11 protein-coding genes and 5 pseudogenes are annotated in these 17,222 nt (G+C 35.6%); 1 reads left to right on the top strand and 15 read right to left on the bottom strand.

The window, feature by feature from the left end:
* Positions 1–350: 350 nt before the first annotated feature.
* The 15 genes and pseudogenes from IPI59_16085 to IPI59_16155 form a co-directional block, all read right to left on the bottom strand.
* On the bottom strand, positions 351–599 hold the full coding sequence (locus IPI59_16085; GenBank protein MBK7529009.1) for a hypothetical protein: 249 nt from the start codon (positions 597–599) through the stop codon (positions 351–353).
* Positions 600–2,506: 1,907 nt separating this feature from the next.
* Positions 2,507–2,773: an efflux RND transporter permease subunit gene (locus IPI59_16090; GenBank protein ID MBK7529010.1), complete on the bottom strand. Its 267-nt coding sequence runs from the start codon at positions 2,771–2,773 to the stop codon at positions 2,507–2,509.
* A 351-nt stretch (positions 2,774–3,124) separates the two neighbouring features.
* Positions 3,125–4,177: pseudogene (locus tag IPI59_16095) on the bottom strand (efflux RND transporter periplasmic adaptor subunit).
* Between the two features lie 22 nt (positions 4,178–4,199).
* Positions 4,200–5,528: pseudogene (locus tag IPI59_16100) on the bottom strand (TolC family protein).
* Positions 5,529–5,559: 31 nt separating this feature from the next.
* A pseudogene (locus IPI59_16105) lies at positions 5,560–5,827 on the bottom strand (hypothetical protein).
* Positions 5,824–6,285, bottom strand: coding sequence for a hypothetical protein (locus IPI59_16110; GenBank protein MBK7529011.1), 462 nt, complete (start codon positions 6,283–6,285; stop codon positions 5,824–5,826). Before IPI59_16110 ends, IPI59_16105 begins: the two are co-directional and overlap by 4 nt.
* Positions 6,278–6,679 carry a hypothetical protein gene (locus IPI59_16115; GenBank protein MBK7529012.1) on the bottom strand — a complete coding sequence of 134 codons (402 nt, stop codon included), beginning with the start codon at positions 6,677–6,679 and terminating at the stop codon, positions 6,278–6,280. The genes IPI59_16110 and IPI59_16115 overlap by 8 nt, the downstream gene beginning before the upstream one ends.
* Entirely contained in the window at positions 6,676–7,266 is a 591-nt protein-coding gene (locus IPI59_16120) for a TetR/AcrR family transcriptional regulator (protein MBK7529013.1), read from the bottom strand. Before IPI59_16120 ends, IPI59_16115 begins: the two co-directional genes overlap by 4 nt.
* A gap of 594 nt (positions 7,267–7,860) precedes the next feature.
* Positions 7,861–9,162 (bottom strand): HlyD family efflux transporter periplasmic adaptor subunit, encoded by a 1,302-nt coding sequence (locus tag IPI59_16125; GenBank protein ID MBK7529014.1) that lies wholly within the window; start codon positions 9,160–9,162, stop codon positions 7,861–7,863.
* A pseudogene (locus tag IPI59_16130) lies at positions 9,155–11,337 on the bottom strand (peptidase domain-containing ABC transporter). Before IPI59_16130 ends, IPI59_16125 begins: the two are co-directional and overlap by 8 nt.
* 66 nt (positions 11,338–11,403) lie before the next feature.
* A complete protein-coding gene (gene gwsS, locus IPI59_16135; GenBank protein MBK7529015.1) occupies positions 11,404–12,483 on the bottom strand; it encodes a grasp-with-spasm system SPASM domain peptide maturase in 1,080 nt (359 codons plus the stop codon).
* Positions 12,473–12,697, bottom strand: coding sequence for a hypothetical protein (locus tag IPI59_16140; GenBank protein MBK7529016.1), 225 nt, complete (start codon positions 12,695–12,697; stop codon positions 12,473–12,475). The genes gwsS and IPI59_16140 overlap by 11 nt, the downstream gene beginning before the upstream one ends.
* Positions 12,698–12,701: 4 nt before the next feature.
* Positions 12,702–13,712 (bottom strand): hypothetical protein, encoded by a 1,011-nt coding sequence (locus IPI59_16145; protein MBK7529017.1) that lies wholly within the window; start codon positions 13,710–13,712, stop codon positions 12,702–12,704.
* Positions 13,672–14,718 carry a hypothetical protein gene (locus IPI59_16150; GenBank protein ID MBK7529018.1) on the bottom strand — a complete coding sequence of 349 codons (1,047 nt, stop codon included), beginning with the start codon at positions 14,716–14,718 and terminating at the stop codon, positions 13,672–13,674. The genes IPI59_16145 and IPI59_16150 overlap by 41 nt, the downstream gene beginning before the upstream one ends.
* Positions 14,719–14,781: 63 nt before the next feature.
* Positions 14,782–15,057 (bottom strand): hypothetical protein, encoded by a 276-nt coding sequence (locus IPI59_16155; GenBank protein MBK7529019.1) that lies wholly within the window; start codon positions 15,055–15,057, stop codon positions 14,782–14,784.
* A gap of 481 nt (positions 15,058–15,538) precedes the next feature.
* Here IPI59_16155 and IPI59_16160 point away from each other — a divergent pair.
* Positions 15,539–17,130: pseudogene (locus IPI59_16160) on the top strand (IS1182 family transposase).
* Positions 17,131–17,222: the final 92 nt, after the last annotated feature.

A 17,222-nucleotide genomic window follows, 5' to 3' on the forward strand; every position in this document is an offset into this window, starting at 1 on the left:
ACTAAATAATAAACCATTGGGACTAAAAATACCAACAAGATAAGAGAAGAAAGCAATCCGCCAACCCCTACCCAAAGTTAGTCCATTTTTCCATTCCGGGCCGCCGTTCCCTGCAGCTACGGGTAATTGGGAAGTATGCCTAATGACCATCGAAATCCTAGTTACGAGTATTGGCCCCATTCGCCCCTTTCCTGCTATGATTAGTGCTTCTTTAAAGTGTTTGCTTTCGGCTTTTAATTCGATTTTGTATAATCCACACTAAAAATATGCTTGTGTAGCAATCAGACCCATCAACAGGACTAAGCCCAATAATGCAAATAAGCTCAAATTGCTCAAAGATAAATTCAATGCTAAAAAGGCCCCACTTGCAGCAACGGGAATGGAGAATAAGACGACCAAAGGATAAATAAAGATGGTTTTTCAGCGCAACCATAATCAGGTAAATGGGGTAAAACGATATAAGCAATACTGAACTCCAATGCGCCAAAACTATCATTTTGTCTTTTAATATCGTTGCCATTCGAATTTCTCTGGCAAAATGGATTTTCTTTAAGATAAGCAACAACATCATCCGCAACTGTCCCAGATGGCCTGCCCATGCATCAGAAGTCAATGTAACTGCGAAGGTTGACGATCTTTTCGCTCAGTAAAGAGGAGAATTGTCTTGTTCTACATGTGCAAAATTGGTGAAACCTCAATATTTGTCCCAATGGGTTGATAATTGATAGATGCTGAACATCGTCGTAATTCTTGTCGCTTAAACTCCATCTAAACCATATTCTTAATTGATATTCTACGCCTTCCTTTTTCTGGTCATTTTGCATCATTATTTCCGGTAAAAGTAATTTTAAGTTCATTCCAACATAAGCCATATTTAAACCCAATCGCTGCATTTTATCATTTTCAGGGATTATTTTGTATTCAGCACTTCCGGCTTCAATGATAGTCGAACATTATCAGCACCAGGAATTTTTTCTAATGGCGTTTTACATCTATTCTAGCTTTCATATCACTAAGTTTGATTTATATCACTCTCCACCTCAAGACGTAATCTCTACTAGAGTGATACGTGGCATGGAACTTGTAGAGATGACATAGAAAGTAGTTGGTACCTTGGAAACCCGGATTTTAAATCTTCACGCAGTTTTTTCATCAGTGTTTCCTGTGGGGAACTTATTTCCTACACTTTTGAGTTCTTCGCTTTTAATTGAATTGTTAATTCAGATTTATTTATTGATCCAACACCTAGGCTTCCTTATTATGCTCCGTGCTTTAGTCCACCATTGTTACAAAAAGCGTTGTAAACTTCTTGGTTGTTGAAGAATGTGTATCTTTTCAATATCTTGAGAGATTAAATTATTTTGATGAATGGATGTTTGGGTCGTCAAACTCCAAAACCATTCTAAAATGCGATCGCCTTTCGTTGAAACAGAGTTCTTTGTCAGATAATACCTTGTTTCATTATACCCTGAAGTCATTAAGAAAAGCAATAGAACGACACCTTCGTAAAGGCACTCTTGTGATTTAAACCTATTCTAATTTTCTCGGCCATACCAATTGGTGAAATTTTTCTAACTGATGTTCAAACAAAAGCAAGAATTTGTTGAAAATGTTGGTAGGTTTTGTGTTTTCCCTCTTCCCCGATGCGTGAAGCTAAATATGGGGTTGAGGGCAATCCTACGAGTAAACTAGTGAGCGTGGAAGCGACAAACAACAATCGAAACTGTTTGAGCATATCAGCAACAAATACTTAAAAAGGCGGATAGTGAAAAATACAACAACGTCAACAAGGGTGATGGATAGTGCAGCAACTTCTCGCGGGGTTCTAATCGACCATTCATTGGTGCAGTTTGTTTGTCTTCCCTTGTCTAAAATGCTTTTTGTATGTTTCTTAAAAACAAACAACAGCGTCATCTACCAGAATACCAATGATTAAAGACATTGCTAGTAAGGTCATTAAATTGAAGGTGTAAGTCGTTTAAAGCCACATTACAGCAAATGCAGTAAATTCAAAGATGTTGAATAGCAACGAATACATAATAAGGATTTTGGGGAACTTCGTAGAAATAAAAGCATTACCAACGAGACTAGTATAACGGCTAAAATAAGTCAAAACAACAGAGTTTACAGCTGCGGATCGTGTTGTTCGGTGCTAGTAAACGTAACAAAAAAATTTCACACCCGAACTAGGGTATAATGTTGTTCGCTGGATTGAAATTTGTCACGAACTGATCTTGAAACATCTACAGCGTTTACAATCCCCTTTGTTTTTCAACAATAAGCCAATGCCTTTTTGCCATTGTAGTCGACTTATTGAAGTCGTTTCTCTTAATGCCATCAACAACTTCAGCAACATCTCTAACATAAACAGGACTTCCGAAACAGTCATTGTAACTTGGACGTTTTTAATATCCTCTAAGTGCGAATTGTCCTGCTAAACGAACTTGAATTGCTTTCTGTTTGCACCTTTCCAGCAGGTAAGTCCAAGCCCGATCGCTTAATTGCTTCAACAAGCTGAAACATTGATATCTTGTACTCCCAGTTTGTCCTGATTAATTTTTACTTGTATCTCTCTTTCCTCTCCTCCTAAAACAGTAATCTCTGCTACACCTTTTATTTGTTGAATTTGTGGCAGATAATCATCATTCATTTTCTGATAAAACTCGGTGGCAGACAAATCGCTTGTTGCACTGATAGACATTATCGGCAAATCGTCTGGCGAAACTTTACTCACTACAGGACTTAAAATATCCTGTGGTAAATCTTTGCGAATGTTGTCATGTAGCGTTGTGCGTCTTGCATTGACTTATCCAAATCTGTTCCATATTTCAGATTGGCAATGATGATAGAAGCATTGGGCAATGACTTTGTAACCAAGTAATCTACACCTTCCAAGTTGGATAAAAGCATCTTCTATTTTCGTGAAACGGATGTTTCTACTTCGTTAGGTTCGCGCTCGATATACTGTTTTAATTACCACAACAAGCTGATTAAAGTCGGGCATTAACTCATAACTCAAATTTTTATATCCGATAAATCCTAATAAAGTAAATACGCTGAAAAGCACTATTATCAGCGAAGGTCGTTTGATTGATATTTCTGTAATATTCATTTTTCGTTGATTTTATTTAACAATTACATTTGCACCGTCAAAAAGATTTATAAATCCATTGGTTACAATTGCATCACCTTCATTTAATCCAATTGGAAACAACTGCTTTGTTCTGTATCTTATTTGATATAGTGATGTTTTTCAAAAGGGCTTTCCCATTTTTCACTATGTAAACTTGAGATTGGTTTTCAGTGCCTTGTATGGCAGAAGACGAAATGATAATTCCCTTTCCAGACGTTTCGCTCTTGAGTAAAACTTTACCAAACATCCCAGATTTTATTTTTAAGTCGGATGTGTTATTTACCATAAACTGAACAGGAAAACTACGCCAATATTAGATTTACTACCAATCATAGTAGTTTTTCCAGTCAATAAATTTTCAGAATAAGCATCTGCCTAAAGAGAATAGCTTTGATTTAATTTGGGCTGGCTTAAATCTTTTCGGGAACATTTACGGTGAATTTTAAAGTAGTAATGTCCGTTATTTGAAGTAATGGAACTCCTGGTGCGGCAAAAGCGCCTTCTTCACTAAGCTTTGCCGTAACTACATCACTAAAAGGTGCTTTAATAGTAGTTTGTTTATCTGCTCCAACAAAGTAGCTTTCTGAACTTTTGCAGATTTCAAACCTAATTCCGCCTTTTCTAATTGAACGCCTTGAATTGCATCTGCTTTAGCCAAAATGGTATAGCGATTTACATCGGCTTCCAAGCCTTCAATTTGCACGTCAATAGTTTGCAATTGCAAATTCAGCAAAGAATTGTCGAGCTGAATTAAGTTTGACCTTTACTTACAACGCTTCCAACATCAACTAAAATAGTATTGATTTTTCCCTTGTAATTCGGCACTTATTTTGGTTTCTTATTGGGTTCAAATGTGCCTGAATAAGAAAATTCTGCATTCACATTTTCCAATTGCAATGTATCTACCTGAACATTTATAGCTTGTTCTTTATCGTATTGATATACTTTACTCTGCGTAATTTCCTTATTTGTTTTCAACTTAATTACTACAATGGCAATTATCGCCAACGGTATGATGACATATAGCACTTTTTTAGGATTGATGATTTTGTTTTCATTGTGATAATTATTTGGTTGTTGAAATATTTCCTGTGATTTTTTTTAGTTCTAAATCTGCTTTTAGATAATCAATTACAGCAGAGAGGTAGGTTTGTTGTGCTTCGCTTAATACATTGTCCGCAAGCAAAACATCCGTTAAACTTGCCGTTCCTTGTTTCTGTTGAAGAAGGGTTTGTTCATAGATTGTTTGTGCCAATTGGATTTGTTCAGTTGTGGTTTCGACTGTCTGTTGAGCAATCTTTCTTTGCAGTTTTGCATTTTCAACCTGCATATTGTTTTGCTCAGAGAGTAAGCTAAATTGAAGTTCATTATTTTGAAGTTCCAATCTCTTTTGATTTATTTTCCTTAAAGTAACCGTTCCGTTAAATAAAGGATATGAGAGCTGGATGCTGCAAAACCAATCGGATAAAAAATCAAGAAAAGAAGCAGGTTGTCCGTTATACCCAAAGCCCGTTGTTCCATACATTCCAACCAGATTTAGCGAAGGCAAATACCTTGATTTGTTGAGTGTGTTGAGTTCACTCGACAATAAGCGGTTTTGAGTTTTTATTATTCGAATATCTAAGGTTGATGAAGTTGAATATTCATTTGTGTTTTGATATTGAATGTTTGCTTCTATTTGCAGATTTTGTTCACTGGAAATACCCATAGCAAATTTCAACGCATTTAGAACCTTCGTCATTTGCTTTTGATGGTTTCCTTTTGGGTGGTTAATTGCGATACTTGCAATTTTACTTTGCTAACATCTGTTCCTCTGGCAAGCAATTGTTCATTGAGCAATTGCATATTTTCAGAAGTCTTTCTGCATTGATCAGATTACTGTCAATAAATGCCAATTGATGATGCAATATTTGGGCATTGTAATACAAATTGGAAATTTCAAAATAGATTTGCTCCTCAGTTTTTTGATACCGTAAGTCGGTCAATTCCGAAGCGATTTTGTTGTTTGAATAGCTCCATAAACTTGTGGATTATACAATGGCATTGATAGTTGCAAATTGGCGTTGATGTTATGCGGAACTCCAAACTGAATTGCTCTATATTGACCTTCTGGAACTGCTGGATTAAAAGCATTTATTGGAAGCAGTTGATAGGGTAAATTATAGTAATATCTGTAGTCTGCATTTGCTGTAACTTTAGGAATTAAATTGGCTTTGGCTTCTTTCTCTCTTTGTTCACCAATGGCCATATTGTTTCTGCTCATTTGTAGGTTTTTATTCCGAACCTTTGCCGTATCAATACATTGTTGCAAAGTCCAAGTTTGTGCTTGGGCAGTTTGAAATCCTATCGTTAAAAGTAGAATTAAAATGTGTTTGTGAATATTCGCTAACTTCATTGGTCAATTTTTTTTTTTACTTAATGAGTATTTATTGACTTTCAATTGTTCCTACAACCCAATGTTTTACCATTGGTTCAATATTTATAAAGTCATCTGACAATAGTGTTTCCATTATCCTTTTTCATTTTCAAAAATCACTTCTCCTTCCACGCAAATCAAAAGTGCTGGTGTTTTGGTGATATGCTCTTTTAATTTCTCGCCTTTCAAAATTTGGATAGCTGTTGCATTGCCTAGGTACTTTGAAAGAGAAGTTGCTGAAACTGTTTTTCTTGTGTATGTAATTCTTTTATGTTCATTGGAAATATTGGTTAAATGTTGAAAATGAAGTTTGTATGTTTTTAAACTGCTCTGATGCTTCGGTTTCGTTTTTAGCTTCTGAAAGTTCCTTTACCATATCAATGTATGGCAAAAGCCACTTATGAAGTTCATCGTGTGCTTTGCCTTTCATTGTGCAATTAGATGTAAGTAAATCAATATTGCTTTGTAGTTTTTCAGCTAATGATTTGAAGTCTTTTTGCTCAACATTAGCGAAGTGATTAATATCATTTTCCATATTGCGAATATGTGTTATCATATTGGCATCAACTTTCCATTTTTCGCCATTGTTGAGTTCAATTGCTTCGCTTTCATCATCGTGATGATGATTATTTTGTTCGGCAACTTCTGTTTGATTATTTGATTTCTCGTTTGTGGAATTGCCACAACTGTATAGCAATAAGCTACCTACGGCAAATGTTAAGATTAATTTATTCATTATGATTATTATTTAATTGTTTATTGATAGTGAAAAATGCAATGATTGCAAATACAAACGTTACCGCTATTCTGAAAATCATTGCACCAACAGTTTTTGTTTCATAAATGCCACCTGAATTGATGTGAATTTTAAGACCGATAAAAGCGGCTATCAGTATGAGTGTTGAAATTACTAAGAGTGTAGCTGTCCATCTTTTGTTTTTAATAAACCCATAAGCTGCAAAAATATATAGAATGCTACTGATGAAATTTGACCAAACCACAAACAGAACATAATTGCCCTCTTTGGCTCTAATACCAAACAAATCAAAAATTACAGATGATAGGAATAAAGTAAGCAAGCCAAACCCAGCGAGGAGAGTTGCAAATAAATATGGAAGTATTTTCTTCATTTAGATTTGATTAATGTTAATACAGATTGTATCATATTGTCACCGTTTCGAGTAATGTCAAATTGAAAATTTGCAACTCTCCATTTAAACATTTGCAGTCTAAAAGTTCCCATCACGATATGCATTAACTCATCGGATGTAATTGCATTAGTAAAAACCTTCTTTTGTTGACCTTCCAGAATAATAGGCATCAGGTGTTTCATTTTTACACCCATTATTTTCAATATTGTTTCATTGATGCGTTGGCTTTCTTCCATTAATCCGTCAGAAAAAACTGCCACTACAAAATGCGGATGCTTTTTAAAAAATGAAAATTGATTTTGAAATAGCGTTGTAAATTTTTCTTCGGCTGATTGTTCACTTGAAATCGCATTGGTATAGCGTTCATCCATACTCTTAGCAAGATATTCAAGTAAGGCAATAATGATTTCTTCCTTGCTTGTAAAGTGCCTGTAAATAGCACTTTCAGAAAACTTCATTTCTTTGGCAAGGTTCTTTATAGTTAAGCCACTAACCCCTGAAGTGGTGAGTATTTTTCCTGCCGCTTCAATAATTTCAAGTTGTCTGTCAGATATTGTTGCTATCATTTCAAATGTATGTTAGTGAATATTCACTCTGCAAAGGTAATTGATTTATATTCACACTTGCAAGTTTTTTTGAGAAAACTTTAAAATGTGACGAAAATCTTCTTGGTGCGGTGGTTAATTGGCTCTTTTGGGGTTTGCCTGTGTGTTGGGTTGTGTGAGGGGGCAAACCCCAAATGTGCCAATGCGGGCTGACTAAAATTATTTTTTTAAATGTGCGGTGGGAAAAATTTTTAAAACAAATGCGTTGGCTTGGGTGTCCGCAAACTTGTCTGGTCGGTGTCGAGTTACAGCGAAATGGTCAACCGATTTTTTGTCGCCCGAAAGTTAGTTTGAAAGTCAAAAGTCTGGACGTTTTGTTGTCCGTCTTACGGTTGCACGGTCGTCTTTTAGGCTTGCTTATAACGGTTCTGCGGTATGCGTCGTGCCGACGATAGGAGGCATGATCGTCATACCGCTTGTTATGTGTGGTGATTCTATCTTCATCTCTTTTTTAATTTTTGAGTTGGCTGGCAGGCTCTTTTGGCAGCATTGGTATTGTGGGTTGGCATTTTGAGTGGCTGACAAATGTGCCTGACATTGTGTTGGCTTTTGATTTCATTGATTTCTATTTTTTGTGATGTCAAGTATATTTTGAAATATTCGTTCTAATAAACTGTATTCTTGTGTATTGATTGAAACATTCGCTTTGAGACTTGGACGGATTGGAATTTCTTTTTTGTACGTCGTTTTTAACCCTTCTGGCAACTCTATTTCAACCCTATAATTTTCTTCATTGGGCAGAAGGCTTATATCTTTGACGATTCCATTGACTGTCCCGTATTGATTACTTGGGTAGTTTTCCAGATTAACGATAGCTTTTTGGCCTACTTTCAATGTTCCTGATGATTTTATGGGCAAAAGGCCTTCAATAGTTAAAGATTGATCATTCCTGATTTCTGGAATGATGGTGATGAGTGGTTCTGATGATTTGATGAAGTCATTTGCGATGATTCTTTGATTAAATGCTATTCGGCCAGATATTGGGGTTTTGATGATGTATTTGTCTTGCCATTCTGCTATTTTGCTTTTTAAGTCTTCTATTTGTTGGTTTAGGGTAAATAATCTTGTATTTACACCATTTCTTCTCTCTGCTGTGAGTTCTGCTATTTGGGTTTTTAGCTGTTGGATTCTTACATCATTGCTAATGATATTTGATTTGAAGGCCTCAAGATTTCGTTTTTCACTTAGTAACTTCGATTCAGCCCTTTCGCGATCTACGGTAGCCACTACTCCATCCTTCTCTAAGCTCACATTTCGATTGTAGTCCTTTTCTGTTAGCGACACATCTTGATTGTGGTATTCGCCTTGTTTATTTAGGGATTTGTTCAGTTTGTTAATCTGTTCAATCTCTTTTTGTAAAGCATCAATTTTTACAAATACTGAAGCATCCCGCAGGAAATTTTGAAATTCTAAAAAAGCCTGTTTAAGATTGGCATAGTTGGGTGTCAACTCTCCTAAATTTAATTCTTCGGGTGATTTTAGTTTTAAGTAATCAGGTATGGACTCAACTTGCTTAAAAGATTTTTCAAAATCATAAAACTGACCTATGCTATTTTCGTCTAGCGTGGATTGGATGGTGAGTAAAATATCTCCCTTTGACACAACACTTTTATCTTCTGCATATAGTGAATCAATTAGCCCACTTACTTTTGGTACTATCTCAATGGGTTTTTGTCCGACGATGAGTTCTCCTGTCATACTCAATTTGTCAGGGTATTTGATAAAATATGCTACACCAAAACAAACAATTAGGAATATAAATCCCAATGATATTCCCCAGTTCAAAATCCAACCTGGAGGTTTGCCAAAAATGTTTTCAATGGCCAAATGTTCTTCTTTTTGGACTATTTCAGGCATCTGGAATCATTTTTGTAGTGATTGCACCATTCAATGAAGTATGATCTCGCTCTAAATCCAGTTGATCTTGCACAAGATTGTAGTACATTCCTTGGTTTGCTACCAAAGTTTTATGTGTGCCAATTTCCGCTATCTTTCCATCATGGATGACTACTATTTGATCCGCATTTTTCACAGTACTCAGACGATGAGCTACTACGATGACGGTTTTGTTTTCATAAAAATTATTCAAATTTTCCATGATAATTCTTTCGTTGGTCGCATCAAGTGCATTGGTCGCTTCATCAAAAAAAAGAAATTCGGGATTTTTATACACTGCTCTCGCTATGAGTAATCTTTGTCGCTGACCTTGTGAGACTCCCAAACCTTTTGAGCCTATCATCGTATTGTAGGAAAGTGGTAATGAATACACAAAGTCAGATACATTGGCTACATGCAAAGCATGATCTAATTTCTTGAAGTCCAATACATCATCACTTTCAGCAATATTGTTTCCTATGGTATCTGAAAAGATATATCCATCTTGCATAACCGTACCACATTTACTTCTCCAAAAAGACTTACTTATGGCTTGTAACGGCGTATTGCCAACAAGGATTCTACCTTTTGAAGGTGGATAAAAACCCAGTAAAAGTTTGAGTAAGGTGGTTTTTCCACTACCGCTAATACCAACAATCGCAGTCACTTTGCCTGAAGGGATTGTCAAATTTATGTTATCCAAAACGTCTTTTTCAGAACCGCTATAATGAAAGGAAAGATTTTCAAGAATCAAATCAGCCTTTTCTGGAATTTCTTGTATCAGATTATCTTCTGCCCTTTCTTCGGGTTCTACTTCGGTAATTTCACTCATTCGGTTAAGGCTAAGTTTTGCATCCTGTGCAGAACGAAGAAATTGTATAAATTGGTCAAATGGGGCATTCAGCTGCCCCACTATATATTGTATAGCTACCAAAGTACCTAAACTGATACTCCCGCCGATTACAGCTTTCGCTGCAAGGAATGAAATAATGATGTCTTTTAGTCGAGTAAAAAACAATGCCCCAAAATCTTGATATTGACGAAGTGATAAGGAATTGGATTGTACTCTAAACAAAATACCTTGTATGTCAATCCACTTCCATCTTCTTTTTCGTTCACTTCCTTGCAGTTTGATCTCCTGCATCCCGTGTATCATCTCAAAAAGAGTATGTTGATTGTCTGATTGTTGTCGAAATGCCAAATAGTCTATTTTTGCACGTTTCTTCATAAAAAGTAAGACCCATCCTACATATAATGTCGAGAAAAAAGCAAAGACAAGAAAAATGGTCAAATCGTAGAATAGCAAAATCACACTAAATACGATCAAGGTCAAGAATGAAAAAACTATATTGAGCACTGAACCTGTCAAAAACTGTTCAACCCGATAGTTATCGTTGATTCTCTGAACCAAATCACCTACGTTCTTGCTATCGAAATATCCCAATGGTAATTTCATGAGTTTGCTTAGAAAATCAGAGATGAGATTGACATTGATTCTCTTACCAATTTGGAGAATAATCCAAGACTGTATGAATTGCACAAATGTTTGACTTGTAAATAAGACCAACTGAGCAATTAAGATGAGCCAAACAAAATTTAGGTTTTGATTTTGCACACCTACATCTATCAAGGATTGAGTAAGAAAGGGAAACATCACTTGAAAAGCAAACCTGCAATGATGCCAATTACAAACTGTATTATTAGCCTCTTGTAGGGTCTTAAATATTGGAAAATTGATGCCCAAGAATTACTTGAATCCTTATCAACAGACAAGTTTTGTTTATAAAATTCTGGAGTCGGCTCTAAGCCAAGTACAATACCCTTATCTCCGTCGCTACACCAAGATTTTTCAAATTGTTCTTTGGTGAGTTTTATTTTTCCATGGGCGGGGTCAGCTATCCAGACATGACGTTTGTTGATCTTATATATTACTACGAAGTGTTTTTGATTGTAGTGGGCAATGCAAGGTAAAGGAAAATCCAATAATCCTGCTTTATCGTGTGTAGAGTAATAATTTATCTTTACAATTATTGTTCTAAACCCATAATTCTCAGCGGCTAAAGAAATGCTTTTTAGCGATACTCCAATTTTAGATGTCCCACAGTCATTTCTTAGAGTAGGTAGATTAATATATTTCCCGTGAAATGATAATAACATACCTAAGCATGTTGGGCCGCAATCAGCATCATCTAATTGTCTTATTAGTTTAATTTTGTTCATAAATCACCTTAAATTATAATACTGGATTGCTTGCTCCTTTAATGGATTACTAGTCCAATCATCCCATTCACCTTTATACGGATTATAGCCGCATTTCAAGGGTGCAGAGTAAATGTCATTTGGATTTTCCGTGTAAGCTCTACAATCTGTACATATATATCTGAACTCACAGTCTTTGCATTTCTCAATTCTATTTTTATTTATCTCCCATAACGCTTTAAATTTCAAATTTTTTAATACATCCGAAATTGTTGTATTATCCACATGACCGTAACTTTTTTGCATACTGGGGCAATTCTTAATGTAACCATTTTTATCAATGGCTATTTTGCGGTTCAAACAAGTATTGTAAGACATAGACTCCGTGAAATTCTCAATATTAACTGAAAAATATTTATGATGAATACAACCACAATTACTTTCATCAAATATATTATCCATTGTAGATAATATAGTACCAACACCATATCCACCTGAATCATATATTATTTTATCAAATGGAGCTCCGTACAGAATTATTGAAGAGAATTTTATATTATTATCTATAATATCTCTTATTGTATTTAATATTGCTATGTCATATGGAAATAAGCATTGTATTGAAATAAAATTATTACCATATATCAAATCACTTATAAGTTCAAGTTCATCAATGGACGGGGTTCTATAAAATCTTATTTGTAAATGACGGCAGCCTAAATCTTCAAGCTGAGCAAATTCCAAAGAGTAGTCATGGTTGTAATCTTTTGACACATCAATTATGGCATTTGAAATACTTGATGGATAATTCCAGTCTAAATTTAACGGTGGAAAATTATCTAAGTCGCTAATGTTACTTAATTCGAAAACAAGCTCTTTTTCAAGTAAAAACTCAAAATAATCTTTCAAGATATCATGATGTTCTCTACTTACATTTTCAAATGTCGTTGGGACATGTATGTATCTCTTATCTACAAATAAATTAGACAATGACAATGGTATTAAATGATATGAGTTTCGTTGCAAATCACATATGATAGATCGGCAATGACCGTCTACTATCATGCAATTTGCAAAGAGACTAAGTATTTCCTTATTTTTCATTTTCATCCATTTTTTCAATATCAACTATTTTAGATATTGGTTTGTAAAAAGGTCTCGTTATATGAGACTTAGTCTGATGTCTAGAATAATTGGCAACTTTAAGTTCCATAGTAGATGAAATATTAATTTCCCACTTAGGTGCAATAAATGGAAACTTCTCAGGTGACTGAGCTATTTGCTCCTTTATTTTCTCAACAAAATCTTTTTCATTCATTTCTTTATAATTTAATGAGCAATTCTGCGATCTCTTTTTCTAAGAAATAATTACAATTCCGACTTAGCCATTGAAATTGCCCAATAGGGTTTACTTCTAGAAAAATATATTCACTTTCTGGAGTCAGAATTATATCAAATGATCCACTATCAAGTCGGTTTTTATTCATTAATGTTTTAAGTTGTTCTTGCAAACTAGAAGGCAATGTATATGGGACTACTCTATTTGGTTTGGCATGGTCGTAGTTCCTAAAATCGACCATTGTTCTCGGATTGTTTTGACTGAAAATTGCCATTGTAAAAAAACGACCTTTTAGATAAAATGACCGTAGTTCAACTTTTTTGTCAATGTATTCCTGAAACATACTATGTAAAAATATTTTCGGAAATGAGTCTATATTTTCTGAGGTAATCAACAAAGTGGGAGCACTAAACTTTATTTCTTTATTTTTATATTTGAAACGGCTAAATGGATTTCTTACTGGTTTGCAAATTATTCTTTCATGTTTCATTAAAAACTCCTTTACTCTTTCAATTTTAGAAGTTATCAGTGTTTCAGGTATTTGCAATCCTAATTCAATGCAATCTTGTAGAATATTTAGTTTTTCGATTCTATTGTCTGAGAATTTATTAATTCCGTTTTTCGGGTCAAAGAATTCAACAAAGGAGAATATAGGATCAATGTATTCCTTTGCGATACCTCTCCTCAGAAAATCACTATCAGTTGTATAAGAATTACTTAACTTATACTGACCTCGTCGGTACCAATATGAACTATCATTAGGTATTTTGTAACCATTTAAATTCAAAAATGAATCCTCATTGCTTAGGAATACTTCGATAAATTGAATATATGTATCATCCATCAGAGCTTTAATCTTCTTATTTGGTGCTAAGAAATTTATCCATGACATTACGTCATCGGTGCTGGTGTCAAATGCATCGGATTGTATAGTGATATTTTCAGCTTTCATCTTACATACATTTCCAAAATCCATAAAATAATTTGAAGCCATACTTTTCTTCAAATTGTTTTTTCTTTTCATCCACCTCTACTTCCACAATATTCCACTGTGACCTTAGATTATTGACCTTTTCTTTGTCGATTGAAAACTTTTTATAATCACAAAAAAGATTTAAGTAAAATAGTCCATTTTGAACATCTGGATATTTGCATATATAAAATATTGAATTCACATCTCTATACATATTATCATATAAACAACCTATTTCACGGGGATGAATTTCGCCATTTAGCATCGCTGTATATAATATTTCTTTAAATTCTAAAAAGGTACACTGATTATGTATCAGCAAAATCATTGATATTGTATTCGAGAGAGATTTGTCTTCAGTAGTATAGTAATCTATTTTGGAAGAAAACTTATACTTCCTGTTGTCTATATCAAAATTGGGTTTGCCAATGTTTTTAAAAATATCTTTATCATCTATACCTATAAGTTTTGAACTTGGAAATCCATATTTATTTATCCAACCTTTTATTTTCTGTATATTCCTTCTCTTTTCAATAGCGTATACCTCATCAGGCTGACTCTTTTTGATTTGATCATCAATTCCTAAATCATATACTTTAAGCAAGTATTCGTAATTGATGTTTTTTAAATAAATTTTTCTATTTAGTATTGCTTGTTCCATGAAAGATGTGTCACTAAATAAATCATCAGTTAGGGTTTTAAGTAATGGAAAGTGATTTAGGTGCTTGATCTGGAGACCAAATTTAAATCCTTTTAAAAGATACTCTCTAAATTTCAATTTTCTTTCATATACACATATTTGTGCAGCATTAACTAAATCCTTAAGAAAAATAAAACTATACTGTTCAAAAGCTTTATCATAATACGCAAGTGAGCTATCGACATTACTATTCAAGAAGTAATATCTCTCTGCTTGATTAATAAGTTCATGATATTCTAGATAAGTTGTGTCGCAAATGATCTTATTATTTGCTTTTAAATATGAAGATGACATTAAAAATGCAATTACTAAAAAAATGAATTTCATGTTTCAAAACTTTATTTTTAAAAAATAGGACTTAGGCGAGGTTATCGCCTAAGTCCATTCAAATTAGCAAGATCCTCTGTTGTAGTCAACACCTTTACCATCAATGGTATGTTGACCATCATCCGTAGCTTTATCAAGGCAATCAGAACCTGAAGTTCCATCATTACCTTTATAGGAAGTAGCTACTGGTGCACCTCCTACAATGCTAAAAGAATCCATAATCTCACTTGATTTAAAAGCATCAAATTTTGAGCTTTTGATTGATTCAAAATTCATGATTATTGAATTTAAAATTACTGATCCCCCAATCCGTCTCGAGTCTGAGGTTCGTACGTCCATGTTGTTTTCTTGAAATCCTACGTATGAGTTCAAGAAGGAAGGGATGGAATTTCCTATACAAGTAGCTACATTGTATTTCTTGAAACATTACGGTAGGGTTTGCAGAACTGTTGCTGTGGTGGAGTGAGCTAGGTTTGCGGGTATGCAAAACCACCTCTGCCTCAGTGTGGGTGAGGTTTAATCCTTTGATTTTCTGACTTTTATTCATTTCTACCGTCATGTTTATTTTGTTTTCATCACACATAACGGGTTGGGGCTTTGTGGCAGTAGGGGAGTTATGAAAACTGAAACTGTCTACCGCAACCGAAACTTGATAAAAGTAATAAATTTAAATTAACCACGAAAACCCCTATTGCACAAAACCCTTGTGCCTGTTGCACAACTCAAAGGTAGTGAAAAATTAATATACAAAAAAAATTTGGTGAAATATTTTTAAAAAGAATAGGAAAATTCAATAATTTGTAGTATATTTGCCTGCATTATGCAAGGACGAAAACAACTGACCCCGCAACTATTTTACCAACTAAGTTTAGACCAATTAGTTCCGGAAGATAATTTTTACCGCCGAATAAACAACCACCTCAATCTCGATTTTCTGTACCCAGCTACCAAGCAGTATTACGGCTCCGAAGGGCAGCAAAGTATAGACCCGGTGGTGTTTTTCAAAATTTTGTTGGTGGGCTACCTCAACAATATCAACAGCGACCGCGCTTTGCTTGCCTACCGCAACAACTGCCTTGATGTTCGCCTGTTTTTGGGCTACGACCTCAACGAATCGCTGCCTTAGCACTCGACCATTAGCCGCACACGGCAACTGTTTGGCGAGGAAGTATTTTTGGGTTTATTCAGAAAAATTCTGTCGCTTTGCGTAAAAATCCGGAATGGTGCGCGGCAAACGCCAGGCGGTCGATAGCGCCTTCATCAAAGCCAATGCCAGCATGGATAGTTTGGTCGAAAAAGAGGTTTTAGAAGATGCCTCGGCCTTTGTGTCGGAATTAGAAGAAAACAGCGAATTTAAAGTAACTACCGAGCGCAAAAAATTGGTAGAGCGGCACCACAAATGGAAAGAAGAGGCCTACAAAGATATGCCCGCCGGCAACAATAAATCCGGACGTTTAGATGAAGATGGCCATGAAATTCGGCCTAAATTTTAAGCAATCACACGCATTATTCGCCTACCGATCCGGGACTGCTAAAATAAGCGTAAAGCCCGGAAAAGCCCGCCAGCTAAACTATTCGGGGCAGTTGGCCGTTGACGATGCGCACCATGTCATAACGGGAGCTTGCGCCAGCACATCGGGCAGCAAAGACAGTGCCATTTTTGGCGAAATCATGAACCAAACCATCGCAAATTTCAAAGAAAACGGCTTGGAAATGGAAGAGGTTTTGGCTGATGCGGGTTACAGCAGTGGCGAGAGTTTGCAGTATTGCGAGGCGCATCATATCAACGCATACATTCCAAATTTTGGGCAGTACAAACCCCCAACGCGAGGGCTTTGTTTTCAACAAAAAACTCAACCGCTACCGATGTGAAAAAAGGGCGGCAACAAGGCTATTTTGACCTTCAAAGGCACAAAACCGACAGCAAAGGCTACACCAAAAACGTTTATCGCAGCAGCGAAAGCGATTGTGGCAAAATGCCCCCTCAGGCGCCTTGTGTTGCGGTGCGGTAAGCAATTCAAAAATTAGACGACAGCATTCAAACCCCTGTACGACAAGATGCACCGCAAACTCAACAAAGACAAAAACTACACCCGATTTTTAACCAAACGCCGAAGCTCAACCGTTGAGCCCGTGCTGGGAACGCTTATCAATCATCACAACATGAAACGAGTGAATGCACGAGGAATAGCCCAAGCCAATAAACACGTTTTAATGGCGGCTTTGAGCTATAATTTGAAGAAACTGTTAAAATTTATCCGGAAAATGCCCAAAATGTACGCTCAAATGCCCAGTCCCTGCCAAATTGGGCAGCAGGTATTGGTTTCTTCAAAATTCACTTTATTGGGCTTAATTAGGTTCATTTTAAGGCATTCAAAAAAAGGAACTTCCATTTATTTGTCCCGAAATTAAGACTTGCCTAAAACGCGGCAAATGTAGCTACGGCGGGCATTTTAGCCCAAAAACCCGCTTTGTAAAGGGAGGGTTGTGCAACGGTTACCCGT

It is taken from the genome of Sphingobacteriales bacterium, from assembly GCA_016706405.1.
GTDB lineage: Bacteria > Bacteroidota > Bacteroidia > Chitinophagales > UBA2359 > BJ6.

Excerpts from the sequence above, each read along its gene's own strand:
- IPI59_16115 (MBK7529012.1), bottom strand. The coding sequence starts at position 6,679 with ATGAAGAAAATACTTCCATATTTATTTGCAACTCTCCTCGCTGGGTTT.
- IPI59_16125 (MBK7529014.1), bottom strand. The coding sequence starts at position 9,162 with ATGCCTGAAATAGTCCAAAAAGAAGAACATTTGGCCATTGAAAACATT.
- IPI59_16150 (MBK7529018.1), bottom strand. The coding sequence starts at position 14,718 with ATGAAATTCATTTTTTTAGTAATTGCATTTTTAATGTCATCTTCATAT.
- IPI59_16145 (MBK7529017.1), bottom strand. The coding sequence starts at position 13,712 with ATGGCTTCAAATTATTTTATGGATTTTGGAAATGTATGTAAGATGAAA.
- IPI59_16155 (MBK7529019.1), bottom strand. The coding sequence starts at position 15,057 with ATGGACGTACGAACCTCAGACTCGAGACGGATTGGGGGATCAGTAATT.
- IPI59_16110 (MBK7529011.1), bottom strand. The coding sequence starts at position 6,285 with ATGAATAAATTAATCTTAACATTTGCCGTAGGTAGCTTATTGCTATAC.
- IPI59_16140 (MBK7529016.1), bottom strand. The coding sequence starts at position 12,697 with ATGAATGAAAAAGATTTTGTTGAGAAAATAAAGGAGCAAATAGCTCAG.
- gwsS (MBK7529015.1), bottom strand. The coding sequence starts at position 12,483 with ATGAAAAATAAGGAAATACTTAGTCTCTTTGCAAATTGCATGATAGTA.
- IPI59_16120 (MBK7529013.1), bottom strand. The coding sequence starts at position 7,266 with ATGATAGCAACAATATCTGACAGACAACTTGAAATTATTGAAGCGGCA.
- IPI59_16085 (MBK7529009.1), bottom strand. The coding sequence starts at position 599 with ATGGGCAGGCCATCTGGGACAGTTGCGGATGATGTTGTTGCTTATCTT.